This is a genomic window from Nocardia brasiliensis ATCC 700358 (assembly GCF_000250675.2).
GTDB classification, from domain to species: Bacteria; Actinomycetota; Actinomycetes; order Mycobacteriales; family Mycobacteriaceae; genus Nocardia; species Nocardia brasiliensis_B.
In genome coordinates this window covers 7,918,270-7,941,445 of the sequence record NC_018681.1, presented here as the reverse complement: position 1 = coordinate 7,941,445, position 23,176 = coordinate 7,918,270, and the positions used below count along the sequence as shown (strand labels likewise).

At 68.4% G+C, this 23,176-nt stretch carries 22 protein-coding genes and 1 pseudogene; 13 read left to right on the top strand and 10 right to left on the bottom strand.

The features are described from left to right. Positions 1-61 precede the first annotated feature (61 nt). Entirely contained in the window at positions 62-1,429 is a 1,368-nt protein-coding gene (locus O3I_RS35365; RefSeq protein ID WP_041564758.1) for a cation:dicarboxylate symporter family transporter, read from the top strand. Between the two features lie 63 nt (positions 1,430-1,492). On the opposite strand, the gene O3I_RS35360 is transcribed toward O3I_RS35365, so the two are convergent. Both O3I_RS35360 and O3I_RS35355 read right to left on the bottom strand, forming a co-directional pair. Next, positions 1,493-1,708 carry a DUF4287 domain-containing protein gene (locus O3I_RS35360; protein ID WP_014987840.1) on the bottom strand — a complete coding sequence of 72 codons (216 nt, stop codon included), beginning with the start codon at positions 1,706-1,708 and terminating at the stop codon, positions 1,493-1,495. A gap of 164 nt (positions 1,709-1,872) precedes the next feature. Beyond that, entirely contained in the window at positions 1,873-2,298 is a 426-nt protein-coding gene (locus tag O3I_RS35355; protein ID WP_014987839.1) for a DUF4267 domain-containing protein, read from the bottom strand. A gap of 105 nt (positions 2,299-2,403) precedes the next feature. On the opposite strand from O3I_RS35355, the gene O3I_RS35350 reads away from it, so the two are divergent. Further along, the gene (locus O3I_RS35350; RefSeq protein ID WP_014987838.1) at positions 2,404-2,994 is read left to right on the top strand and encodes a TetR/AcrR family transcriptional regulator; all 591 of its coding nucleotides are present in this window, start codon (positions 2,404-2,406) and stop codon (positions 2,992-2,994) included. 70 nt (positions 2,995-3,064) lie between these two features. After that, positions 3,065-4,525, top strand: a complete 1,461-nt coding sequence (locus O3I_RS35345; RefSeq protein ID WP_041563074.1) for a phytoene desaturase family protein — start codon at positions 3,065-3,067, stop codon at positions 4,523-4,525. A gap of 102 nt (positions 4,526-4,627) precedes the next feature. Here the strand turns inward: O3I_RS35345 and O3I_RS35340 are convergent, their stop codons facing one another. The 7 genes from O3I_RS35340 to O3I_RS35310 form a co-directional block, all read right to left on the bottom strand. Further along, positions 4,628-5,539, bottom strand: a complete 912-nt coding sequence (locus O3I_RS35340; protein WP_014987836.1) for a cation diffusion facilitator family transporter — start codon at positions 5,537-5,539, stop codon at positions 4,628-4,630. Between the two features lie 80 nt (positions 5,540-5,619). Continuing rightward, the gene (manA, locus tag O3I_RS35335) at positions 5,620-6,888 is read right to left on the bottom strand and encodes a mannose-6-phosphate isomerase, class I (protein WP_014987835.1); all 1,269 of its coding nucleotides are present in this window, start codon (positions 6,886-6,888) and stop codon (positions 5,620-5,622) included. Next, positions 6,888-8,090: a hypothetical protein gene (locus tag O3I_RS35330; protein ID WP_014987834.1), complete on the bottom strand. Its 1,203-nt coding sequence runs from the start codon at positions 8,088-8,090 to the stop codon at positions 6,888-6,890. The genes manA and O3I_RS35330 overlap by 1 nt, the downstream gene beginning before the upstream one ends. Before the next feature lie 334 nt (positions 8,091-8,424). Beyond that, positions 8,425-9,801: a phosphomannomutase/phosphoglucomutase gene (locus O3I_RS35325; RefSeq protein WP_014987833.1), complete on the bottom strand. Its 1,377-nt coding sequence runs from the start codon at positions 9,799-9,801 to the stop codon at positions 8,425-8,427. A 52-nt stretch (positions 9,802-9,853) separates the two neighbouring features. Further along, a complete protein-coding gene (locus O3I_RS35320) occupies positions 9,854-10,234 on the bottom strand; it encodes a DUF3499 domain-containing protein (protein WP_041563073.1) in 381 nt (126 codons plus the stop codon). A gap of 140 nt (positions 10,235-10,374) precedes the next feature. Beyond that, a complete protein-coding gene (locus O3I_RS35315; RefSeq protein ID WP_162836687.1) occupies positions 10,375-10,854 on the bottom strand; it encodes a metallopeptidase family protein in 480 nt (159 codons plus the stop codon). 201 nt (positions 10,855-11,055) lie between these two features. Further along, positions 11,056-11,289 carry a WhiB family transcriptional regulator gene (locus O3I_RS35310; RefSeq protein ID WP_029901515.1) on the bottom strand — a complete coding sequence of 78 codons (234 nt, stop codon included), beginning with the start codon at positions 11,287-11,289 and terminating at the stop codon, positions 11,056-11,058. Positions 11,290-11,811: 522 nt separating this feature from the next. Between O3I_RS35310 and cofD the strand changes: the two genes are divergently transcribed. From cofD to O3I_RS35270, 8 genes and pseudogenes are all read left to right on the top strand, one after another. Next, a complete protein-coding gene (cofD, locus tag O3I_RS35305; RefSeq protein ID WP_014987829.1) occupies positions 11,812-12,810 on the top strand; it encodes a 2-phospho-L-lactate transferase in 999 nt (332 codons plus the stop codon). Further along, positions 12,807-14,162: a coenzyme F420-0:L-glutamate ligase gene (locus O3I_RS35300; protein ID WP_014987828.1), complete on the top strand. Its 1,356-nt coding sequence runs from the start codon at positions 12,807-12,809 to the stop codon at positions 14,160-14,162. The genes cofD and O3I_RS35300 overlap by 4 nt, the downstream gene beginning before the upstream one ends. A gap of 13 nt (positions 14,163-14,175) precedes the next feature. Then, a complete protein-coding gene (locus O3I_RS35295) occupies positions 14,176-14,694 on the top strand; it encodes an NUDIX hydrolase (protein WP_014987827.1) in 519 nt (172 codons plus the stop codon). A gap of 183 nt (positions 14,695-14,877) precedes the next feature. Further along, positions 14,878-16,125 (top strand): alkane 1-monooxygenase, encoded by a 1,248-nt coding sequence (locus O3I_RS35290; protein WP_014987826.1) that lies wholly within the window; start codon positions 14,878-14,880, stop codon positions 16,123-16,125. Next, on the top strand, positions 16,125-16,298 hold the full coding sequence (locus O3I_RS35285; RefSeq protein WP_014987825.1) for a rubredoxin: 174 nt from the start codon (positions 16,125-16,127) through the stop codon (positions 16,296-16,298). Before O3I_RS35290 ends, O3I_RS35285 begins: the two co-directional genes overlap by 1 nt. Further along, entirely contained in the window at positions 16,295-16,477 is a 183-nt protein-coding gene (locus O3I_RS35280) for a rubredoxin (RefSeq protein ID WP_014987824.1), read from the top strand. The genes O3I_RS35285 and O3I_RS35280 overlap by 4 nt, the downstream gene beginning before the upstream one ends. A gap of 40 nt (positions 16,478-16,517) precedes the next feature. After that, a complete protein-coding gene (locus tag O3I_RS35275; protein ID WP_014987823.1) occupies positions 16,518-17,138 on the top strand; it encodes a TetR/AcrR family transcriptional regulator in 621 nt (206 codons plus the stop codon). 191 nt (positions 17,139-17,329) lie between these two features. Continuing rightward, positions 17,330-18,472 (top strand): annotated as a pseudogene (locus O3I_RS35270) (alkane 1-monooxygenase); the annotation flags it as partial. Positions 18,473-19,313: 841 nt separating this feature from the next. Here O3I_RS35270 and O3I_RS35265 read toward each other — a convergent pair. After that, the gene (locus tag O3I_RS35265) at positions 19,314-20,360 is read right to left on the bottom strand and encodes a glycerophosphodiester phosphodiesterase (RefSeq protein WP_014987821.1); all 1,047 of its coding nucleotides are present in this window, start codon (positions 20,358-20,360) and stop codon (positions 19,314-19,316) included. Between the two features lie 100 nt (positions 20,361-20,460). Between O3I_RS35265 and ahcY the strand changes: the two genes are divergently transcribed. Further along, positions 20,461-21,945, top strand: a complete 1,485-nt coding sequence (gene ahcY, locus O3I_RS35260; protein ID WP_014987820.1) for an adenosylhomocysteinase — start codon at positions 20,461-20,463, stop codon at positions 21,943-21,945. A 209-nt stretch (positions 21,946-22,154) separates the two neighbouring features. Then, positions 22,155-23,126: a bacteriocin fulvocin C-related protein gene (locus tag O3I_RS35255; protein ID WP_014987819.1), complete on the top strand. Its 972-nt coding sequence runs from the start codon at positions 22,155-22,157 to the stop codon at positions 23,124-23,126. Positions 23,127-23,176: the final 50 nt, after the last annotated feature.

The following is a 23,176-nucleotide window of genomic DNA, read 5'->3' as shown; positions in this document are numbered from 1 at the left end:
CATTCTGCCTGGGGGTCGTGAGGCACCTCACGTCGGCACCACCTCGGAGGACACCAATCGCATGACCGAAGCAACACCACAAGCAGCACCGAAGAAGCGCGACCGTACCCACTGGCTGTACCTGGCCGTCATCGTGGCGGTCGTCGCGGGCATTCTCGTCGGTTGGCTGGCACCCAGCTTCGGGGTGGCTGTTGCTCCACTCGGCAGCATCTTCGTGAACCTGATCAAGATGATGATCGCGCCGGTCATCTTCTGCACGATCGTGCTCGGCATCGGTTCCATCCGGACCGCGGCCACGGTCGGCAAGGTCGGCGGGCTCGCCATCGGGTACTTCCTGGTGATGTCGACCTTCGCGCTCGGCATCGGACTGGTCGTCGGCAATCTGCTGCAACCCGGCACCGGGTTGAACATCGCCTCGACCACGAAAGCGGGCCACGACCTCGCGACCACGGCCGAAAAAGCAGGCGACACCTGGAAATTCATCAGCGACATCGTCCCGACGACGCTGTTCTCCTCGCTCACCTCGGGCAGCGTGCTGCAAGCCCTGTTCATCGCGGTGCTGGCGGGTTTCGCGTTGCAGGCCATGGGCAAGACCGGCGAGCCGATCCTGCGCGGCATCGGGCTGCTGCAGAAGCTGGTGTTCCGCATCCTGGTGATGATCCTGTGGCTGGCGCCGATCGGCGCGTTCGGTGCGATCGCCAACGTGGTCGGCAAGACCGGGCTCGACGCCGTGGTGAAGTTGGGCACGTTGATGATCGCGTTCTACCTGACCTGTTTGGTGTTCGTCTTCGGTGTGCTCGGCGTCGTGCTGTGGTCGGTGTCGCGGGTATCGGTGCTGAAACTGGTCCGCTACTTGGCGCGTGAGTACCTGCTGATCGTCGCGACGTCGTCCTCCGAATCCGCGCTGCCTCGGCTGATCGCGAAAATGGAGCACATGGGCGTCGAGCGGACGACCGTGGGTGTGGTTGTGCCGACCGGGTATTCGTTCAATTTGGATGGCACTGCAATCTACCTGACCATGGCCTCTATTTTCATCGCCGACGCGATGGGCAAACCGCTCAGTATCGGCGAGCAGATCGGCCTGCTGCTGTTCATGATCATCGCCTCGAAGGGCGCCGCCGGTGTCACCGGCGCGGGGCTGGCGACGCTGGCCGGCGGCTTGCAGAGCCATCGGCCCGAACTGCTGGACGGCGTCGGCTTGATCGTCGGCATCGACCGCTTCATGTCCGAGGCCCGTGCCCTCACCAACTTCTCCGGTAATGCCGTGGCCACTGTGCTCATCGGTACCTGGACCAAGACCATCGACAACGACCGCGTGCACGAGGTACTCGACCGCAAGCTGCCGTTCGATGAACAGACCATGGTCGATAACGACCACGGCGCGCAGCCGCAGCAGGAGCCCGACACCACGGACCTGGTTCGCGCATAGCTGCACTGTGAAACACGAAGGGCCCGCAGGATCTGCGGGCCCTTCGCGCGTTCGGGGGTGGGTTCAGGAGGCCCACTTCGCCGGGTTGAGGTGGTACTGGGCGAGCGCGGTGGCGTGGCCGTGACCCATGGCGTGCTCCGACTTCAGCCATTCGACCAGGGCCTTGTGCGCGGTGATGCCGGAATCGCGCATGGCGCTCAGCCACTCGTCGATGGTGCGGCCGTACTTGGCTTCGATCGAGGGGAAGTAGGACGCGGGTCCGTGCGGCTTGGTTGCCATGGTCTCTCCTGGGCTCGTGTGGTGCTCGAAAGTAGGGACGGGAGCGCGCTGCGGAAGTCATCGCCGGGCCGCGGATTGTGGTACGGGTCACCAGTGCTGCGAATGCTGTTCTGCGCGCGCAGAACAGCCCGGCACCGCGCGGTACCGGGCTGCTGTGCGAAGGGTCAGGCGTTGACGAGTGCGCGCGCCGGGGCCGTGCGGCGCGCGAGCTGGTGCTCACGCAGCAGCAGCGCGCCGGTGCCGGCGACGAAGGCCGCGGTGAGACCGTGGATGCCGAAGGCGACGGCCGTGGAGCCGTGCCAGTTGAGCACGGTGAGCATGTCGCCGACCGGGACGAGAGCGACGACCAGCGTGACGATGCCGAGCGCGTAGCGCTGCTTCATCGCGAGCAGCACCAGGATGAGCACGCCGAACACGGTGTCGCGCACGCCTTTCAGGTTCAGGAACGCGGCCTCCGTGCCGTCGGGCCAGGCGGGCAGGCCGAAGCCGGGGGCGATGACGTCGGGCGTGAACAGGTAGCTGATCCCGATGTAGAGGATGAACGCCGCGCCGGCGAGCGAGAAGGCGGTGGCGATGCGGGAGAGGGTCATGGCGGGTGGCTCCTTGATGATGCTCTGAATACTAGCGGCGCTAGGTTCTAGAGCGACGATAGGGCATCGCGGCGGGGCTTGTCTAGCGCTGCTAGGATTTCTTTCGTGAGCCCCCAGACGCGCAAGGAACGTGAACGAGCCGAACGCCATCAGCGGATCATCGACACCGCGCGCGAGCTGGCGGAAACGCAGGGCTGGGAGGCGGTGACGGTGCGCAGGCTGGCCGAACGCATCGAATACAGCCAGCCCGTGCTGTACAGCCACTTCGCGGGTAAATCGGCGATCGTGGCCGCGGTCGCCGAGCAGGGCATCATCGACCTCACCGGCGAGATGCGCCGGGCCCACGCCGCCGCCGCGGATCCCGCCGACGCGATGGCCCGGGTGGCCCGCGCGTACCTGGATTTCGCGGCCGCCCACCCGGCCCGCTACGACGCGATGTTCTCGATGAACATCGATCTGGTCTTCGGCCTGGACGCCCCGCAGCCGCTCAAAGACGCGTTCGCCGAACTGGAGGCGATGTTCCGCCCGTTCGTCGACGAAGCCGAACTCGGTGCCCGTACCGAGGTGGCCTGGAGCGCGATCCACGGTTTGGCGACCCTGGACCGCGGTCACCGGCTGCGGCCGGAGCTGCGTGATCAGCGGCTCGAGATCCTCGTCGCCGAATGGCTGAGCGCGGTGGGCGCCGATTCGGCGTAGCCGCCGCGCCCGGCGGTGTGCCGAAACACGATTCCGTGCGCCCGATTCCCGGGCCGGTAGCGTGGGAGGTATGCCTGATGTTGTGGTAGTCGGCTCCGGACCCAACGGACTCGCCGCCGCGGTGATCCTGGCGAAAGCCGGGCTCGCGGTGGAGGTGTACGAGGCGGAGGACGTCGCGGGCGGCGGATCGCGTACGGCGGAACTGACCCTGCCGGGCTTCTGGCACGACATCTGCGCCGGCGCGCATCCGATGGCCTTGGCGTCACCGTTCTTTCGCGCGTTCGATCTCGCGGCGCACGGCGTCGAACTGCTCGTCCCGGAGGCGTCCTACGCGCACCCCATGGACGGCGGCACGGCGGGCATCGCGTGGCGCGATCTCGACCGCACCGCCGCGGGCCTGGGCCGGGACGGGCGGACCTGGCGAAAACTGTTCGGGCCCTTGGTCGAGAACTGGGACTCGGTCGTCGACCTGGCGATGTCGGACCTGCGCCGGCTGCCGAAGGATCTGGCGACCGCGACGCGTTTCGGCCTGCGCACCCTCGAACAGGGAACGCCGTTGTGGAACATCAGGTTTCACGAGGAGACCGCCGCCGCGCTGCTCACCGGCGTGGCCACGCACGCCATCACGCCGCCGCGCGCCATCCCCGCCGCGGGCGCCGGGCTGATGCTCGGCACGTTGGCGCACGCCGGTGGCTGGGCCATCCCGCGCGGCGGTAGCCAGGCGATTCCGGACGCGCTCAGCGCCGAACTGGAACGCCTCGGCGGCCGGGTGCACACCAAGACCCGGATCGATTCGCTCGGCGAGTTCGACAGCGCCCGCGCCGTGCTGCTCGACCTCGCACCCGCCGAGCTGATCCGGCTCGCGGGGCATCGCCTGCCGGACAGCTATGTGCAGCGGCTGAACAAGTTTCGCTACGGTGGCGCCGCGTGCAAAGTCGACTTCGCGCTCTCCGGGCCGGTGCCCTGGCAGGCGGAGGGGATGGCGCAGGCGGGCACCGCGCACCTGATCGGCACGCGGGCCGAGGCGATGGCCGCCGAGCGCGCGGTGGCCGCCGGGCAGCACGCGGCACGGCCCTATGTGCTGTCCATCCAGCCCGGCGTGGTCGATCCGTCCCGCGCTCCCGCCGGACAGCACACCTTCTACACCTACGCGCACGTGCCGAACGGGTCCACGCGCGACGTCAGCGAGACGGTGATCGCGCAGGTCGAACGCTTCGCACCCGGCTTCCGCGACTTGATCCTGGCCAAGCACGTCTACACGGCGGCCGAGATGCCCTCGCACAATGCGAATTACGTCGGCGGCGATATCTCGGCGGGCGCGATGACGCTGCGCCAGTTCGCCTTCCGTCCGATCGCCGGCTGGAACCCTTACGCGACACCGCTGCCCGGCGTCTACCTGTGTTCCGGGTCGACCCCGCCCGGCCCCGGCGTGCACGGCATGTCCGGTGTGCACGCCGCCCGGCACGCGCTGCGGCAGCGCTTCGGCATCACCACCGACCCACTGGACCTGCTCCGCGCGCAGCCGGCCTGAGCCGCCGCACCAGTTCTGCCCCGTCGCACCGGTTCTGCGCTGTCGCACCCGCTATGACCCGCCGTAGCGGGTGCGGGGCGGCAGCACCGGTGCGGGAATCGCCTACGTGCGGTACAGGTCCGGTTCGAGGTACATGACGCGGGCGGCGGGCACCGCGGCGCGGACCCGGGCCTCCGCGTCGTCGATGGCCGCGGCGAGCTGGGCGACATCGAGGCCGGGCGCCGCACCGATCTTGGCGGCGACCAAAAGCTCTTCGGGGCCGAGGTATTGGGACTTGAGGTGGATCACGCGGTCGATGCGGGTGCCGTCGACGAGGTTCTCCCGGATCAGCCGGTCTTCCTCCGGCGTGGCCCCCTCACCGATGAGCAGGCTCTGCATCTCGATGATCAGGATGACGGCGATGACGCCGAGCAGCAGGCCGATGGCCAGCGTGCCGATGCCATCCCAGACGGGGTTGCCGGTGACCATCGTCAGCCCGACGCCGATGAACGCGAAGATCAGGCCGACCAGCGCGCCGGTGTCCTCCAGCAGCACCACCGGCAGTTCCGGGCTGCGCGACGTGCGGATGAACCGCCACCAGCTGGCACCGCCCTTGAGCGGCTTGGATTCCCGGATCGCGGTCGTGAAGCTGTAGGTCTCCAGGCCGATGGCGATCAGCAGGATGACGATCGCGACGATCGGCGAGGTCAGATCTTCCGGATGCTGGATCTTGTGGATGCCCTCGTAGACGGCGTAGATGGAGCCGATGGTGAACAGCACCAGCGCCACGATGAACGAGTAGAAGTAGCGGTTGCGGCCGTAACCGAACGGATGCAGATCGTCGGCTTCCTGCGCGGCGCGCCGCTGGCCGAGCAGCAGCAGGCCCTGGTTGGACGTGTCGGCCACTGAGTGCACCGCCTCGGCGAGCATCGACGCGGAACCGGTGATCGCCGCACCGATGAACTTCGCGACGGCGATGCCCGCGTTCGCCGTCAACGCGGCGAGGATCGCCTTCTTGCCACCACCAGCCGACATGCCCTGGACGCCCTTTCTCGAATTGCCCGATCCTGGCTAACTTAGCGTGTCGCGGCCGTCGGAGGCCCGATGCCCGGGGTTTATCCGCGGTGCTGATCGGTCCCGGTCAGGGTGGCGGGCAGACCCGCGGCGCCCACCCCGCCGACGCACGCGCAGAACAGCTGCGCGTCGCCGTCGGGCGCCTGGGCGCGAATGTCGGTGTCGGTGGCCGAGATCCACGCCGCGGCACCGCGCTGCAACGCCAATTCGGTGGTGCCCTGTAGCAAGCGGACCGAACCCGCGGTGCACAGCACGATGCCGGGACCGGCCGCGGTGAGCGGCACCTGGCCGGAACCGGCGACGAGATCGAAGCGGCGCAGCGCGAATTCCGGTGCCGGCGTCGCGTAGCGCACCGAGCCGTCACCGGCGGGCTCGGGCAGCACGACCGGCAGATCGATCGGCTCGAAATCCAGCACCCGCAACAGTTCCGGCACATCGACATGCTTGGGGGTGAGCCCGCCGCGCAGCACGTTGTCGGAGTTGGCCATGATCTCCACGCCGAGCCCGCGCAGGTAGGCGTGCAGGTTGCCGGCGGCGAGGAACAGGCCCTGCCCCGGCTCCAGGGTCAGCCGGTTCAACAGCAGCGCCGCGAGCACGCCCGCGTCACCGGGGTAGGCCTCGGCCAGCTCCAGGGCGGTGCGGGCCTCGGCGGTGAACTCGCGCTTGCCTTTTCCGGACAGGTACCGCACGCAGCCGTCCAGCACCGCGGGCAGCAGGGTGGCCAGCACCGGCTGCGGCAGCGTGATCCAGGTGGTGAACAGGGTGCGCAGACCGTCCGAGTCCGGTTGCGCGGCAAGCAGGTTCGCGTACGACTCCAGGCCCGGCACCTGCAGCGCGCGCAGCAGCTCCACGGTGCGGCGCGGGTTGCGGAAACCGGCCAGCGCCTCGAACCGGTCCAGCGCCACCACCAGTTCGGGCTTGTGGTTGTCGTCGCGGTAGTTGCGCATCGGGGAGTCCAGCGCCACGTTGGTCCGGTTCTCCCGTTCGAAGCCCGCGCGCGCCTGCGCCGCACTCGGATGCGCCTGCAGCGAGAGCGGCTCCTCGGCGGCCAGGATCTTGAGCAGGAACGGCAGCTTGCCGCCGAATTCCGCGGCGGCCGGGCCGAGTTCGCGGATCGGGTCGGCCGCGACGAAGTCCAGCAGCGAGGTGGTGTGGTCCGCGATTCGGACGTGCGCGGGATCGGCGGGATGCGCGCCGAACCAGAGTTCGGCTTCGGGGTGGGCGGACGGTACCGGTCGGCCGCACAACTGAGCGAGCGCGGTGCGCGAGCCCCAGGCGTACGAGCGCAGCGCACCAACGAGTTCGTGCACTAGTAGTTGCCCCCGAACTGCCCTTGGCTCTCGGTCGCGGTGCCGCGAGTGCCGAGCAGCCGTAGGTATGCGGCGGCCATTTCCAGTCGCACCGCGAGCACGGCGAGCTGTTCCACCTCGCCGCCCGCGCCGGACGCGGGTTCCTCGGTGCGTGGCGCGGCGGGTACGGACGGGTCGGTGAGGCCGGTGTGCAGCAGATCGACATCGGCGTTCACCAGATCGGCGTCGACCAGGCTCGCCTCGCCGCCGCCGAACACCGCGATCCGGCGGCGCGCGGCGGACTGGTCGGCGTCGGTGCTGAGCACGAACACCCGCATGCGTTCCACCTGGACGGGGCCGTCGAGTTCTTCGTCGTGGAACAGCGGATCGTAGCCGGGCGCGGATTCGCCCGCGGCCTCGGTCATCCGGGCTCTGGCGGCCACGGCCTCGGCCAGATCCACCGCGGTGGCGACCCGGCCCGCCGACTGCAGCAGCACCTCGGCGCCGTGCTCGGCCAGCTGGGCCGCGGCGGGGGAGTCGCCGGTCAGCACCACGCCGCGCTGATGCATGCGGGCAGCGAGGGTTTTGGCCGGATTGCGGAAGACCTCGTTGGCCGGACCGCCGCGCAGCGCCTCCGCGTCGAGGATGTCGGCGAGCGCGGTGAGGTCGGGCACGAGCGTCGCGCTGCGGCCGGGGTCGACGATCTGCAAGACGGCGATGCCCGCCGCGACGAAACGCAGCAGCCGGTTGTGGTCCAGCACCGGCACCCGGGGCGCGAGCACGGCGGCCCGGCCGGCCGCGACGGCGCGCATCGGCCCCTCGATCGGGGTCGCGACGACCACCTCGGCGCCGCGACGCAGCGCGCGGTCCACCGCGTCGGTCAGGCGGGGATCGCCGGCGTCGTCGCCGGCGACGAGGACGACGTCGAGCGGACCGACCCAGGGCGGCAGCGCGGCGACCGGCACCACGGGCAGGCCCGCGCGATCACCGAGCGCGGCGACCAGCAGGCTCGCGGCTCGCGCGGCCCGGCCGGCGCCGGAGACGAACACGACGCTGCGTGGTCGCAGACCGGCGAGGCGGGCCAGGGCGTCCTCGCCGACGGCGGCTGCCGTGGCCCGGACCTGAGCTCCGCCGGAGGCCGCCGAACGCAGGGCGCCCGCGGTATCGGCTGCCTCGAGTGAAGCGGCATCGTCGAGGTCGAGCACCGGTGTTCCAGCGATCATCGGGCGTCCCACCTCCCCTCATCGCGCTGAGTCGTTTCCGCCCTTGCTCCCACCCGAGTCAGCTGCCACGCCGGGCCCGAGTCGGGTGCGTCCAGGGCCTGTGATTCCACTATTCCAGTCGGGAGCGGTCGATGCTCGGGTTCCCGGTCCCGGGCCGAGCCGTCGGCTCCCCCGATCGCTGAATCCTGAGCTTGTGATTTCATCCGCCCTGATTCCACTATTCCAGTCAGGACCGGACGATGCGCAGGATCTCGGCGTCGGGTACGGCCGTCTACTTCCCCGATCGCTGAATCCTGAGCTTGTGATTTCATCCGCCCTGATTCCACTATTCCAGTCAGGACCGGACGATGCGCAGGATCTCGGTCACGAGTGCGTCTACTTCCTCCGGCGATCTGGCCTCGACGTTGAGCCGCAGCAGCGGCTCGGTGTTGGACGCGCGCAGATTGAACCAGGCGTCGTCGGCCAGTTGCACGGTGACCCCGTCGAGCCGGTCCACCGAGACCGTCCGGCTCGCGAAAGCCTCGACCACCGCCAAGGTCCGTTCCTGCGCGTCCGCCACTGTGGAGTTGATCTCCCCGGAGGCCGCATACGTTTCGTAGGCCGCCATCAGTTCCGATACCGGCCGGTCCTTTTCGCCGAGCGCGGCGAGCACATGCAGCGCGGCGAGCATGCCGGAGTCGGCGCCCCAGAAGTCGCGGAAGTAGTAGTGCGCGGAATGTTCGCCGCCGAACACCGCGCCGGTCGAGGCCATCTGCTGCTTGATGAACGAGTGGCCGACCCGGGTGCGCACCGGGGTGCCACCGAGTTCGGTGACCAGTTCGGGCACCGCGCGCGAGGTGATCAGGTTGTGGATGATGACCCCGCCCGGCTCCTTGGCCAGTTCGCGCTCGGCGACCAGCGCGGTGATCGCCGACGGCGAGACCGGGTCGCCCTGTTCGTCCACCACGAAGCAGCGGTCCGCGTCGCCGTCGAAGGCGAGGCCGATGTCGGCGCCCGACTTGACCACCAGATCCTGCAGATCGACCAGGTTCTTGGGGTCGAGCGGATTGGCCTCGTGGTTCGGGAAGGACCCGTCCAGTTCGAAGTACAGCGGGACGATCGTCACCTGCGGCAGCGTGCGGAACACCGCGGGCACCGTGTGCCCGCCCATGCCGTTGCCCGCGTCCACCGCGATGGTGAGCGGGCGGACCGCGCCGAGATCGACCAGGCCGCGCAGGAACGCCGCGTAGTCGTCGAGCAGATCGACCTTCGTCTCGGTGCCGTGCGGGCCGTCATAGGCGGGCACGCCCGCCGCGACCTCGTCCTTGATCGTGGCCAGGCCCGTGTCCTGGCCTACCGGAAGGGCTTTGGCGCGGCACATCTTGATGCCGTTGTAGCGGGCCGGGTTGTGGCTCGCGGTGAACATGGCGCCGGGGCAGTCCAGCCGGCCGGAGGCGAAGTACAGCTGATCGGTGGAGGCCAGTCCGATGTGCACCACATCGAGGCCCTGGGCGAGCACGCCGTCGGCGAAGGCCTGCGACAGCCCGGGGGAGGATTCGCGCATGTCGTGGCCGATGACGGCCCGTTGCGCACCTTCCGCGCGCATCAGCCTGGCGAACGAAGCGCCGATGTCCCTGACGAATTCGGCATCGATCTGTTCGCCGACCACACCGCGAACGTCGTATGCCTTGATCACCGCGTTGACGAACTCGGCAGAGCGGGCGACAGTCATGCCCTTCACCCTAGTGCCCCCGTGGCGACGACTTGACCCGGTCCTGGTTTGTTCAGGACGGCGGGTCGGGCAGTACCCGGAGGTGGCCCCGGCGACCGGTGCGGGTGGTGCGCTGCGGCGGCGGCGCGTAGTCGCGGTAGCCGCGCTGATCCGGTTCCGGCGGGCGGCGGCGCAGGCCGGCTTCGCGAACGGCCTCGGCGAGTGCGGTCAGATCGTCGTCATCCGGTGTGCTGGAGGAGAATCCGCCCTCGTGCCGGACCATCTCCCAGCCCTTCGGGGCGGTGATCCGGGAGCCGTGGGTTTCGCAGAGATCCCAGGAGTGCGGTTCGGCTACGGTGGCGAGCGGTCCGACCACGGCCGTCGAGTCCGAGTACACATAGGTGAGCGTCGCGACGGCCGGATTCTTGCAACCTGGACGGCAGCAACGACGCATGGGGATCACGCCGATGAGAGTAACCCTCCTGGCGCCCCGATGTGGACAGACACGCTCAGGAATCGGGCAAATACTGGCCTACGCAGGAGAGTGTCGCGCAACAACATTCGTAGCCGCGGCGGCGTCGGCTGGGTGCGTGCCTACTCGGGTTCCGGATCGATCACGTCCGGGTCCACGCCGAGGTAGGTGGCGATCTGCTGGACCAGCACCTCGCGCAGCAGATCGACCAGGTCGTCGGGGTCGCTGGCGCGCAGTTCGAGCGGTTTGCGGAACAGCACCACCCGCGCGCGGGTGGCCGCGCCGTGCCGGTCGACACCGGCCGGGATGAGCCGGGACAGCGGCACCGGTCCGTCGGCGACCACCTCGTCCGGCCAGGTGACCGAATCGGGGTGCAGCGGACGGATTTTCGGCACGTCGTCGACGGCGATATCGAGCTTGGTGAGCCGGTCGTGCCAGCGCGTGTCCAGCGGTGCGAACGCCTCGAGCACCAGCCGGTCGAATTTCTGGCCCCGGGTGCGCCAGGCGGGCACGGTGGGCGGCAGCATCGGTCCGCGTACCCCGCGACCACGGCGGATGACCGACCGTGCGGTCGGCGGACGACGATTCCGGGAACGTGCCATGGGATAAAACTAGCCAGCTCGCTCGGTGCCCGTGCACCCAGTGCGGTCCGCGCAGGTCGCGGTGCGTGCCGCCGGGGTCTGGGGCGGCCTGCCGCTGCGGTTCGGGGCTACCCCCGGAGCTATCCGTGTGGAAGCGAGATCCGTTGTCGCCGTGGCGAGTTCTCGCGTTGGGATAACTCGGGGGTCATCCCGAGGGGCGAGCTAGCCGATGCCGCGCTTCAGGCGACGGCGCTCCCGCTCGGAGAGTCCGCCCCAGATACCGAAACGCTCATCGTGGGCGAGTGCGTATTCCAGGCACTCGTCACGTACTTCGCAGCCCATGCAGATCCGCTTCGCCTCGCGAGTCGAGCCGCCCTTCTCTGGGAAGAACGCCTCCGGATCGGTCTGTGCGCACAGGGCGCGCTCTTGCCACTGCTCTTCGATGGATTCGAACATCTCGTCGAAGCCCGTGACGACCAGGCTGAGCCGGGGCGGCGAGACTTCGTCGCCCGAGCCGAGCCGGGACGTCGAGACTTCGTCACCCCCCTCTTGATCCTTCCAGCCGTTTTCAGCGCAGACGCCACGTGCTGCGCCTGCTGTGGAATCGGTCGGCGAGACCATCTCGTTGGCCATCGCTCCGCCTCCTCACTGTGTGTTAGCGCAGAATGATTCGTTCCGTCGGACCAACACGCCTACCGACGGCCATACCCCGCGACGTTGTCCCGCGGACGTCCCCGAGCTCGTCATCCCGATGCGAACATCTGTTCGAAAAGCCGTTCGCGCCTTGAACTCTCGCGCGAACCCGAAATGACATGACTGTGATTAGACACGCCGGACGTGTCGATGGTCAAGCGGCCGTCGCTATTCCGTTACTATCCGCGAACGCCTTCCAAGATGATCTTGAGGCAGAGTAGGGCAAATGACCAGCAAATATCCGATGAACATCGCCCGCTCCGGCAACGCATAGGCTGTGCGGATGTGACTGTTCATCAAGCGGATGCCGAGCCCGTAACCGGGCCGCGGATTGCCGTTCTCGTCGGTGGTGTCGGTGGTGCGCGTTTCCTCCAAGGGGTCCGGGAACTGCTGCCCGAGGCCGATGTCTCCGCGATCGTGAATGTCGGTGACGACGTCTGGATGCACGGCCTTCGGATCTGCCCCGACCTCGATACCTGCATGTACACCCTGGGTGGCGGCATCGATACCGAACGCGGCTGGGGCCGGGTCGGCGAAACCTGGCACGCCAAGGAAGAGCTGGCGAAATACCACGCGCAGCCGGACTGGTTCGGACTCGGGGATCGCGATATCGCCACCCATCTGGTGCGCACCGAGATGCTGCGCGCGGGGTACCCGCTCTCCGCGGTCACCGAGGCGCTCTGCAACCGGTGGCAGCCGGGCGTGAAACTGATCCCGGCGACCGACGATCGGTGTGAAACGCACGTGGTTGTGAGTGACCCGGACAACCCTGGCGAACGTCGCGCGATCCATTTCCAGGAGTGGTGGGTTCGGTACCGCGCGAACATCGAGACCCATGGATTCGCCACAATCGGGGCCGAGGAGTCCAAACCGGCGCCGAATGTGACCGAGATCATAGAGTCCGCGGATGTGGTCTTGCTCGCTCCGTCGAACCCGGTGGTGAGCATCGGCGCCATCCTCGCGGTGCCCGGTATTCGCGGCGCGCTGCGCACCACCACCGCCAAGGTGATCGGCGTGTCCGGCGTGATCGACGGAAAGCCGTTGCGCGGGATGGCGGACGAATGCCTGTCCGTGATCGGGGTGGCGACCACCGCGGAGGCGATCGGCCGTTACTACGGGGCCCGCTCGGCCACCGGCATCCTGGACGGCTGGCTGATCCACTCCACCGACACCGCCGACGTGCCCGGTGTCGAGGTACGCAGCGTGCCGCTGCTGATGACCGATCCGCCCACCACCGCGGAGATGGTGCGCGAGGCGCTCGACCTGGCGGGAGTGAAACCGTGACCGAGGCGAACACCGTGACCGACCACGCGGCCGGGGAACTGCGCATCCTGCCGATCACCGGCCTGCCCGAGTTCCGCCCCGGCGACGATCTGGCCGAGCACATCGCCGCTCGCGCGTCGTGGCTGGCCGACGGCGACGTGCTGGTGGTCACCAGCAAGATCGTCGCCAAGGCCGAGGGCCGCATCGTCGAGGCGCCGCTCGATCCGGAGGAGCGCGACGCCGCCCGCCGCGCCTTGGTCGAACAGGAGGCGGTGCGGGTGCTCGCGCGCAAGGGCCGCACGCTGATCACCGAGAACAAGCTGGGCATCGTGCAGGCCGCCTCCGGCATCGACGGCTCCAATGTGGAACAGGGCGAATTGGTCCTGCTGCCCGCCGATCCCGACGCGAGCGCGCGGGTGCTGCGCGCCGAGCTGGCGCAACGGCTCGGCGTGCAGGTGGCCGTGGTCATCACCGACACCATGGGCCGGGCCTGGCGCAGCGGGCAGATCGATACCGCGATCGGCTCCGCCGGGCTGCGGGTGCTGCACGACTACGCGGGCGCCGTCGACGGGCAGGGCAACGAACTCCAGGTGACCCAGGTCGCCGTCGCCGACGAACTCGCCGCCGCGGCCGACCTGGTGAAGGGCAAGCTCGGCGGAGTGCCGGTCGCGGTCGTGCGCGGGTTACCGATCACCGACGACGGTTCGACCGCCGCCGACCTGCTGCGCGGCGGCACCGACGACCTGTTCTGGCTCGGCACCGCCGAGGCGATCGAGCGGGGTCGCCGCGAGGCGGTGCTGCTGCGCCGCTCGGTCCGGCAGTTCGCCGACGCGCCGGTCGATCCGGACCGGGTACGCGCCGCGGTGTCCGTCGCGCTCACCGCGCCCGCCCCGCACCACACCCGGCCGGTGCGGTTCGTCTGGCTGCGCGATGCGCAGCTGCGGACGCGGCTGCTCGACGCGATGGCGGACAAGTGGCGGGCCGACCTCACCGGCGACGGGCTGCCCCCGGACCGGGTGGAGCGCCGGATCGCGCGCGGCGACATCCTGCGCGGTGCGCCCGAGGTCATCATTCCGTTCTGCGTGCCCGACGGCGCGCACGACTATCCGGACGAACGGCGCCGGGCCAACGAGCGCACCATGTTCACGGTCGCGGTCGGCGCCGCGGTGCAGGGCCTGCTCGTCGCGTTGGCCACCGAGGGGCTCGGCAGCTGCTGGATCGGCTCGACGATCTTCGCCCCGGAGCTCACCCGGGAGGTGCTCGGACTGGCGGACGACTGGAACCCGTTGGGCGCCATCGCCGTCGGTCACCCGCTCGAGGAGCTGACGCCTCGCCCGGTGCGCGGCAACGATTTCGGGCTGGTCGAGCTGTGAGGCGGGTGCGCCGATGACCGCCGGCTCGTTGCATGCCTCGGCGACCGCGCTGCTCGAATCCTGGTCGCCCGCAGCCGGTTCCGACCAGTCGCTGCGCGAGGCGATGCTCGCGTTCCTCGGTGCGGCGCCGCGCGGGTGCCTGCGCGAGCACGCGCCGGGCCACATCACCGCCTCGGCGGTGGTGTTCTCGCACGACGAGCGCGAGGTGCTGCTGACCCTGCATCCGCGGGTGGGTAGCTGGATCCAGCTCGGCGGGCACTGCGAGGAGTCGGACGAGACCGTCGCGGGCGCGGCGCTGCGCGAGGCCACCGAGGAATCCGGCATTGCCGGGTTGCGGATGGAGCCGCAGCTGTACGGCGCGCAGGCGCATCCGATCACCTGTTCGCTCGGCCGGCCGACGCGGCATTTGGACCTGCTGTTCCGGATCACCGCCCCGGCGGGCGCGGTGCCGGTGCGCAGCGCGGAGTCGACGGACCTGCGCTGGTGGCCGGTGGACGCACTTCCGGACAACGCCGACGTGCTGTTGCGGTAACACCCCTCGACGCGCCAACGCCCCGGTCAGGCCTCGCCTGACCGGGGCGTTCTCGTTGTCTGCGACATCTCGGCTTTACAAATTCTCTGATTTGTATAGACAGGCGACAAATCGATCTCTATTGTCCATGGCAGAGGTAACGCACGTCACACGTGGCGTGCCGCTTTTGGATTGGAGACAACGATGTCGACAGCAGCCGACACGTCCGCGCAGCCGACGGCGACGCCGGACTGGCGCGACCGCAAGCGCTATATGTGGCTGTGGGGTCTGTTCGCGCCCACCGGCCTGTTCACCATCGGGATCCCGGTGATCCTGGCGCTCAACGCGCTCGGCTGGCATCGGCTGGCACAGGTGCCGTTCTGGCTCGGCCCGATCCTGGTGTATGTGCTGATTCCGTTGGCGGACATATTCTTCGGGCCCGACGGCGATAATCCGCCGGACGAGGTGATGGAGTATCTGGAGCACGACAAGTACTACCGCTACCTCACCTACCTGTATCTGCCGTGCCAATACGCGTCGCTGCTCATGGCCTGCTACCTGATCACCGCGGACAACGTGAGCTGGCTCGGTTTCGACGGCGGCCTGCACGTGGTCGACAAGATCGGCCTCGCGATCACGGTCGGCATGATCGGCGGGATCGGCATCAACACCGCGCACGAATTGGGCCACAAGAAGGTGCATCTGGAGCGCTGGCTGTCGAGAATCGCGCTGGCGCAATCGTTCTACGGTCACTTCTATATCGAGCACAACCGCGGTCATCACGTGCGCGTCGCGACCCCCGAGGATCCGGCGAGTTCCCGTGTGGGCGAAACCTTCTGGGCTTTCTGGCCGCGCACCGTGTGGGGCAGCCTGACTTCGGCGTGGCGATTGGAGAAGACCCGGCTGTCGCGGCTCGAGAAGAAGCCGTGGAGCCTGAAGAACGAGGTGCTCAGCGCGTGGCTGATGTCGGCGGCGCTCTACCTGGTGCTCGTCGCGGTGTTCGGCCTCGAACTGCTGCCGTATCTGGTGCTGCAGGCGGTGGTCGGGTTCAGCCTGCTGGAGGCGGTCAACTACCTCGAGCACTACGGTCTGGTCCGGCAGCGGACCGCGTCGGGACGCTACGAGCGGCCCGCGCCGGTGCACAGCTGGAACAGCGACCACATCGTGACCAACATCTTCCTGTACCACCTGCAGCGCCACAGTGATCATCACGCCTACCCGACCCGGCGCTATCAGACACTGCGCAGCTGGGACGGCGCGCCGAACCTGCCCAGCGGGTACGCCAGCATGATCCTGCTCGCCTACTTCCCGCCGCTGTGGCGGCGCGTGATGGACAAGCGCGTGCTCGCGCACTATGACGGCGACATCACCCGTGCCAATATTCAACCGGGCAAGCGGGACAAGGTGATTGCCCGTTACGGCACCGAGCTGCGGGCCGACGGGGTGGCGTGATGAATCTGTTCCGTTGTCCCGTTTGTGAATACGTCTACGACGAGGCGAAAGGCGATCCGCACGAAGGATTTCCCGCGGGCACCCGGTGGGACGTGATTCCGGACGACTGGTGCTGCCCGGATTGTGGGGTGCGGGAAAAGATCGATTTCGAACGGGTGGGAGCGGCCAAATGAACGATTACAAACTTTTTCAGTGCATTCAGTGTGGTTTCGAATACGACGAGGCGAAGGGGTGGCCGGAGGACGGTATCGCACCCGGCACGCGCTGGGACGATATTCCCGACGACTGGACGTGTCCGGACTGCGGCGCCGCGAAGGCGGACTTCTACATGGTCGAAATAGAGCGGTCGTGATGTTTTGACTGCGGGAACCGCCCGTGACAGTGTCGCGGGTATGGCGCGCACCGGAACTCGCATTCCCTATCAGGAGGCCGCGCGGGAGTTGCTGCGCACGTCGGTCCTCGATGCCATGCGGGAACTGCTCACCGAACGGGATTGGTCCAAGATCACCCTCGGTGATGTGGCCGCCAGGGCGGGCGTCAGCAGGCAGACCCTCTACAACGAGTTCGGTTCCCGCAGCGGTCTCGCGCAGGCGTACGCGCTGCGCCTGGCCGACGATCTGGTCGACCACGTGGACGCGGCCATCACCGGCAATGTCGGTGATGCCCGCGCCGCGTTCCGGGAGGGGATGCGCAACTTCTTCCTCGACGCCGCGGCCGATCCGCTGGTCCGTTCGCTGCTGGCCGGCGAGGTGAAGCTGGATCTGCTGCGGCTGATCACCCTCGACGCCGGGCCGTTGCTCGAGCAGGCGACCGCCCGGCTCTCGCTGGCGTTCCAGCAGAGCTGGGTGGCGGCGACCGCGGCCGAATCGGATGTCATCGCGCACGCGCTGGTGCGCATCGCGCTGAGCTACATTCCGACCCCGCCCGGCCCGGGGCGCGACGCTCCGGAGGATTTGAGCGCGTTGCTGAGCCCGTATGTCGAGGCGATTCTCGCCGCTCGAATCGAGCAGTAGGGAACCCGCTCGACCCCGCATATGTTTGCGGAAAGTAAGCCACGCTTCACTAACATATGAGTGGGCTTAAAAACCAACTGTCAGGGTTGTAATCCTCGTCACGTTTCATCCGTCAAGGTCTGCGAAACGGCCGTGCAGTCTGGAACTATTCTCGTACATCGGAGTTAGGGTTCCTATTTAGCGGGAGAAACGTGCAAACGGTTGGCAAACCGCCGGTATCAACTGATCCCAAACGACACTTATGGGTTTTCGGCCTGATCGCTCCACTGAGCGCCCTGCTGCCCTCGCAACTCGTGTTGCAGACCGGGGCAAAGGTGTTCTGGTGGATCGGTCCGATCATCGTGCTGATCGTCATCCCGGTCCTGGACTGGGTTGTCGGCGAGGACGGCACCAATCCGCGCGATGAGGACTACGAGTTGCTGTCCAATGACCGGTATTACCGGTGGTGCACCTATCTGTTCCTGCCTGTGCAGTTGATCGGCCTGCTCATCGCCTGCGCCATGTGGGCGGGGCACGAGCTGAGCGTCGTCGACAAGCTCGGTCTCGCGGCGACGCTCGGATTCGTCAGCGGCATCGGGATCAACGCGGCGCACGAACTGGGTCACCGGGTCGAGAACGCCGAACGCTGGCTGGCCAAAGTGGCGCTGGCGCAGTCGTTCTACGGCCACTTCTTCGTCGAGCACAATCGCGGGCACCACGTGCGGGTCGCCACGCCGGAAGACCCGGCCAGCGGCCGGCTCGGTGAGACCCTCTGGGAGTTCCTGCCGCGCAGCGTGTTCGGCAGCTTCCGCTCGGCCATCGAACTGGAACGGGTGCGCCTGGCGCGCAAGAACCGGCGCTGGTTCAGCGTGCACAACCACATCCTGCAGGCCTGGTCGATGAGCGTGGTGCTGTTCGGCACGCTGATGGCGCTGTTCGGCATCGGCATTCTGCCGTGGCTGATCCTGCAGGCCGTGATCGGCGCCTCGCTGCTGGAGACGGTGAATTACATCGAGCACTACGGACTGCTGCGGGGTAAGCGGCCGAACGGCAATTACGCGCGCTGCTCACCGCGCGACAGCTGGAACAGCGACCGGCTCGTCACCAATATCTTCCTGTTCCATCTGCAGCGGCACAGTGATCATCACGCCAATCCCGGCCGCCGGTATCAGACGCTGCGCAGTTCCATGCAGGCGCCGCAGCTGCCGGCCGGATACGCCACGATGATTTTGTTCGCGGTCGTGCCCCCGCTGTGGCGGGCGGTGATGGACCATCGCGTGCTCGAGCACTACGAGGGCGACGTCACCCGCGCGAACATCCACCCCCGCAAACGCCGCCAGCTCCTGGAGCGCTACCGCGGCTGGGCCACCCGGACCCCGGAAAACGCAGCGGCGCAAACGAATGCCCCGGCGCAGTCGGATGCCCCGGCGCAGGCGAATGGTGCGGAGCAGACGAGTGGTACGGCCCGAGCGAATGGTGCGGCGCAAGCAGACGGTGCGGACGGTGCGGCGCGAGCTGCGAGTGTGCCATCGGCCAACGATGGTGCCCAAGGTGCGGCGCAGTCGAACGGTGCGGTGCGGGGCGGTGACGGTGCGGTGCCCTCGAATTTCGCGGCGCACACGAATGGCGCGGCGCAGGCCAGTGGTGCGGCGCGATCGAACGGTGCGGGTGCGGCGCAGGCGAATCGTGGCGCGCAGGCCGATGGTGTGGTGCAGGGCAGCGACGTGCGCCCGGGTGGTTCCGGCGCCGCGGTGGATGGTGTCGCCTCGGGCAGTGGTGTCACCTCGGAAACCGGTGTGCCATCGGGCAATTCGGGCAGCCCGTGCAACGGTGCCGTTCAGCGCAACACTGTGGTGCAGCGCAACGGATCGGCGCAGCGCAGGGAAGCGACGGTAGCGGAGTCGGGCGCGATCTGAGATCCCGGCCCGCCGGTTCGGTGGTGACCGACGGGGAGCCGCGCACGGCGTGCGTGCGCGGCTCCCGGTTCGGTGGTGGCGGAGTCGGGCGCGATCTGAGAACGCGGCCCCGCCGGTTCGCCGACGACTGATGTGAGTCGGGCGCGGTGGGTGCGCCCGGCCTCGGTTCGCCGGCGAATGATGGGAAGTCGCGCGTGATGTGCCGGTCTCGCAGTTCGTGCTGACCGGTGTGGAGTCGTGCGCGGTGGGTGCGCCCGACTTCGGGCCGGGGGTGGCGGGTTCAGCGGTGGTAGGCGGGCGGGAGAGGGAGTCCCTTCTCCTGCATCACCTCTCGCATTCGGTCGGGGTAGTCGGTGATCACGCCGTCTACGCCGGTTTCGAGTTGGGCGGCGATCGTGGCCTTGTCGTTCACGGTCCACGGGATGACGCGCAGGTCGAGTTCGTGCGCGCGGTCGACGTAGGTTTTGTCCGCCACCAGGGCGAAGCCCGGTTCGCCCGCCTTGCGGCCGTAGGGCACCGAGTAACCGGGCGAGGCGACGTTGGCGCCCAACGCTTTCACCGCGCCGAGCGGATCGTCCGGGTAGTCCTCGAACCGGATCGGCCCGAGCCACTTCGAGCCGGCGACGAAGGTGGTGTCGTCGTAGAGCGCGACCAGCGGGATGGTCGGATCGGCCTTGCGCACCAGCGGCAGCGACCGCCAGTCGAAGCTCTGGATCTCGACGTTGCCGGTCTCGCCGGCCGCGGTCACGGTGGCGAGGATGACGTCCACGAATTCCTGTGGCGTGGCGGACTGTTCGGGATGTTCGGCTTCCACTTTGGTTTCGATGTTGTACCTCGGGTGCGCGCCGCGGTAGGACTTCACCAGATCGAACAGCTCGGGCAGCGTCGCTATCTTGTTGCCCGGCAGGGCTTGCTGGCCGGGGAAATCGGCCAGGGCCCGCCCGCAGTCCAGGGTCCGGATCTGGGTGTAGGTCAGGTCGTGCACCAGCTTGCCCACATACGGGAACTCCGGGTCGTCCACGGTCGCGGGCGCGGTGTCGGCGCATTTGGTGGCGAGCACGGTCGGGTCGTGCCAGATCAGCGGCATCCGGTCGGCGGTGAGCACGATATCGAGCTCCAGCGTCGTGATGCCGAGCTCGAGCGCCTTGGCGAAGCCGGGCAGCGATTCCTCGACGGTCAGGCCGCGTCCGCCGCGGTGCGCCTGCAGGTCGACGGTTCGCGACGGAGTTGCGGGTGCGGCGTCCGATCCGCTGTCGCAGGCGGTGCTGAGACCCAGGACGGACAGCCCGACGACAGCGGTCGTGGCGATAGCGCGCAGGTTCGGCATCGCGCCAAGCTAGCAAGGGTGAGTACGGTGTACCCAGCCGCCGCGCCAGCGACTAGCCTTGCGTGTTGGTACCGACTTCCAGGAGAGGCAGACAGAGGCTATGACGACCTCAGAACTTCCCGCGCGAACTTCACTCACCGCGGACGTCCGCAACGGCATCGACTTCAAGGTGGCCGATCTCGCGCTTGCCGAATTCGGCCGCAAGGAGATCCGCCTCGCCGAACACGAGATGCCCGGGCTGATGGCGCTGCGGCGCGAGTACGCCGAGGTCCTGCCGCTGCAGGGCGCGCGGATCTCCGGCTCGCTGCACATGACCGTGCAGACCGCCGTGCTGATCGAGACCCTGGTGGCGCTCGGCGCGCAGGTGCGCTGGGCCTCCTGCAACATCTTCTCCACCCAGGATCACGCCGCGGCCGCCATCGTGGTCGGCCCGAACGGCACCGTGGACGAGCCCAAGGGCACCCCGGTCTTCGCCTGGAAGGGCGAGACCCTGGAGGAGTACTGGTGGGCCGCCGAGCAGATGCTGACCTGGCCGGACGAGCCGGCCAACATGATCCTCGACGACGGCGGTGACGCCACCATGCTGGTGCTGCGCGGCGCGCAGTTCGAGAAGGCCGGCGTGGTGCCGCCCGAGGACGAGAACCACTCGGCCGAGTACAAGGTCTTCCTGAACCTGCTGCGCGAGCGTTTCGAGTCCGACAAGGGCAAGTGGAGCGCCATCGCCGAATCGGTGCAGGGCGTCACCGAGGAGACCACCACCGGTGTGCTGCGGCTGTACCAGTTCGCGGCGGCGGGTGAGCTGGTGTTCCCGGCGATCAACGTCAACGACTCGGTGACCAAGTCGAAGTTCGACAACAAGTACGGCACCCGCCACTCGCTGATCGACGGCATCAACCGCGGCACCGACGTGCTGATCGGCGGCAAGAAGGTGCTGATCTGCGGCTACGGCGATGTCGGCAAGGGCTGCGCGGAATCGCTTGCGGGACAGGGCGCCCGGGTGCAGGTCACCGAGATCGACCCGATCAACGCGCTGCAGGCGCTGATGGACGGCTTCGACGTGGTCACCGTCGAGCAGGCGATCGGCAACGCCGATATCGTGATCACCTCGACCGGCAACAAGGACATCATCACCCTCGACCACATGAAGGCGATGAAGGACCAGGCCATCCTCGGCAACATCGGTCACTTCGACAACGAGATCGACATGGCGGGCCTGGAACGTTCGGGCGCAACGCGTTTGAACATCAAGCCGCAGGTCGACCTGTGGACGTTCAAGGAGTCCGGCAAGGCGATCATCGTGCTGTCCGAGGGCCGCCTGCTGAACCTGGGCAACGCCACCGGCCACCCGTCGTTCGTGATGTCGAACAGCTTCTCCAACCAGGTGATCGCGCAGATCGAACTGTGGACCAAGCCGGACGAATACGACAACGAGGTCTACCGCCTGCCCAAGCACCTCGACGAGAAGGTCGCCAAGATCCACGTCGAAGCGCTCGGCGGCACCCTGACCAAGCTCACCAAGGATCAGGCCGAATACATCGGCGTCGACGTCGACGGCCCGTTCAAGCCGGAGCACTACCGCTACTGAGCGACTGACGCACACGGCCGCCGGACCCCTCGGGTCCGGCGGCCGTGTGCTTTTCGCGCAAGCTGGCAGTGCTGCCACTTGTGCTGCCAGGCACGTTGTTTCGCGGGCGATTCCATTGCGGGCGAGGGCGGGGCCTTTCGACAATGGCGATACCTAGCGTCCGGCGAAAGCAGATCGCCGGACGTCATCGCTCCCGGGGGGTATGCACCATGAAGGACTCGCGCTGGATTCTGGCATTCGACGGCTCGTGCGCGAAGTGCACGCGGATCTCCGATCTCGTCGCGCAGGTCGCGGGGGATCGGCTCGACACCCGGCCGCTGACGGACGCGGACGTGATCCGTTGGCGCCACGACAGTCTCGGCCCGGCCGCGCCCTGGCAGCCGACGCTGCTCCGGGTCACCGGTGGTACAGCCAAGAGCTGGACCGGTCCGGCGCTCGCGGTGCGGCTGACGGGCGTGCTCGGTCCCCGCGCGACGGTGCGGGTCTTGCGCGTGCTGGGTGAGTTCGCCGCGGCCGAGTCCGCTGCGCAGCGGTCACCGGACGGTGTGGCCGCGATCGTGGCGCAGGGCCCCTCGCGGCGCGGCGTGCTGCTGGCCGGGTCCGGCGCGGTTCTGGCCGGCTGGCTGGTGCTCGGTCGCGGGGCCGGTGTCGCGGAGGCGTCGTCGGCGCACCGCTGGGTGCAGGAGAACCTGGGCTCGCTGCCGCAGGACCTCGACGGTATCGCCAAGTACCCCATGACATACCGTCGTGCCGCGATCGTCCAGCTGCCCGCCGAGGTGCAAAGCCGTTTGTGGACCGAGCATTTGGCCCGTGCCCGGGCCGCGCGCGAGCGGTTGTCCACGGAACAGGATGCGGCACTTCGGCATATCGAGGATCTGGCCGCGGATCCGGCGACCTTCCGCGGCGAGCGAACCGACGAACTCACCGTCCGGCTCGACGCGGCGGCCGCCCGCGTCGAGGCCGAGTTCGGTCGTGCGCAGGCCCGCCGCATCGTCGGAGTGCTCGGACCGGACACCGAGGCGGGCGAGCGCACGCTGCTGGCCAAGCTGCCCGACTGCGAGTGCAGCGCGGCGAGCAGCCACTGTGGCGACGCCCGCTGCGTCGGACTCGTCAACGGCTGCAACAAGAAGGGCGGCTGCGGCACGCTCTGGCGCTACCAGTGCAACGGACGCTGCGGGTAAGCCCGCGGACATCGATCCGGCCGCCGCGGCGCACCGACGGGCCGCGGCAA

Excerpts from the sequence above, each read along its gene's own strand:
- O3I_RS35365 (WP_041564758.1), top strand. The coding sequence starts at position 62 with ATGACCGAAGCAACACCACAAGCAGCACCGAAGAAGCGCGACCGTACC.
- O3I_RS35360 (WP_014987840.1), bottom strand. The coding sequence starts at position 1,708 with ATGGCAACCAAGCCGCACGGACCCGCGTCCTACTTCCCCTCGATCGAA.
- O3I_RS35355 (WP_014987839.1), bottom strand. The coding sequence starts at position 2,298 with ATGACCCTCTCCCGCATCGCCACCGCCTTCTCGCTCGCCGGCGCGGCG.
- O3I_RS35345 (WP_041563074.1), top strand. The coding sequence starts at position 3,065 with ATGCCTGATGTTGTGGTAGTCGGCTCCGGACCCAACGGACTCGCCGCC.
- O3I_RS35340 (WP_014987836.1), bottom strand. The coding sequence starts at position 5,539 with ATGTCGGCTGGTGGTGGCAAGAAGGCGATCCTCGCCGCGTTGACGGCG.
- O3I_RS35330 (WP_014987834.1), bottom strand. The coding sequence starts at position 8,090 with ATGATCGCTGGAACACCGGTGCTCGACCTCGACGATGCCGCTTCACTC.
- O3I_RS35325 (WP_014987833.1), bottom strand. The coding sequence starts at position 9,801 with ATGACTGTCGCCCGCTCTGCCGAGTTCGTCAACGCGGTGATCAAGGCA.
- O3I_RS35320 (WP_041563073.1), bottom strand. The coding sequence starts at position 10,234 with ATGCGTCGTTGCTGCCGTCCAGGTTGCAAGAATCCGGCCGTCGCGACG.
- O3I_RS35315 (WP_162836687.1), bottom strand. The coding sequence starts at position 10,854 with ATGGCACGTTCCCGGAATCGTCGTCCGCCGACCGCACGGTCGGTCATC.
- O3I_RS35310 (WP_029901515.1), bottom strand. The coding sequence starts at position 11,289 with ATGTTCGAATCCATCGAAGAGCAGTGGCAAGAGCGCGCCCTGTGCGCA.
- O3I_RS35295 (WP_014987827.1), top strand. The coding sequence starts at position 14,176 with ATGACCGCCGGCTCGTTGCATGCCTCGGCGACCGCGCTGCTCGAATCC.
- O3I_RS35290 (WP_014987826.1), top strand. The coding sequence starts at position 14,878 with ATGTCGACAGCAGCCGACACGTCCGCGCAGCCGACGGCGACGCCGGAC.
- O3I_RS35285 (WP_014987825.1), top strand. The coding sequence starts at position 16,125 with ATGAATCTGTTCCGTTGTCCCGTTTGTGAATACGTCTACGACGAGGCG.
- O3I_RS35280 (WP_014987824.1), top strand. The coding sequence starts at position 16,295 with ATGAACGATTACAAACTTTTTCAGTGCATTCAGTGTGGTTTCGAATAC.
- O3I_RS35275 (WP_014987823.1), top strand. The coding sequence starts at position 16,518 with ATGGCGCGCACCGGAACTCGCATTCCCTATCAGGAGGCCGCGCGGGAG.
- O3I_RS35265 (WP_014987821.1), bottom strand. The coding sequence starts at position 20,360 with ATGCCGAACCTGCGCGCTATCGCCACGACCGCTGTCGTCGGGCTGTCC.
- ahcY (WP_014987820.1), top strand. The coding sequence starts at position 20,461 with ATGACGACCTCAGAACTTCCCGCGCGAACTTCACTCACCGCGGACGTC.
- O3I_RS35255 (WP_014987819.1), top strand. The coding sequence starts at position 22,155 with ATGAAGGACTCGCGCTGGATTCTGGCATTCGACGGCTCGTGCGCGAAG.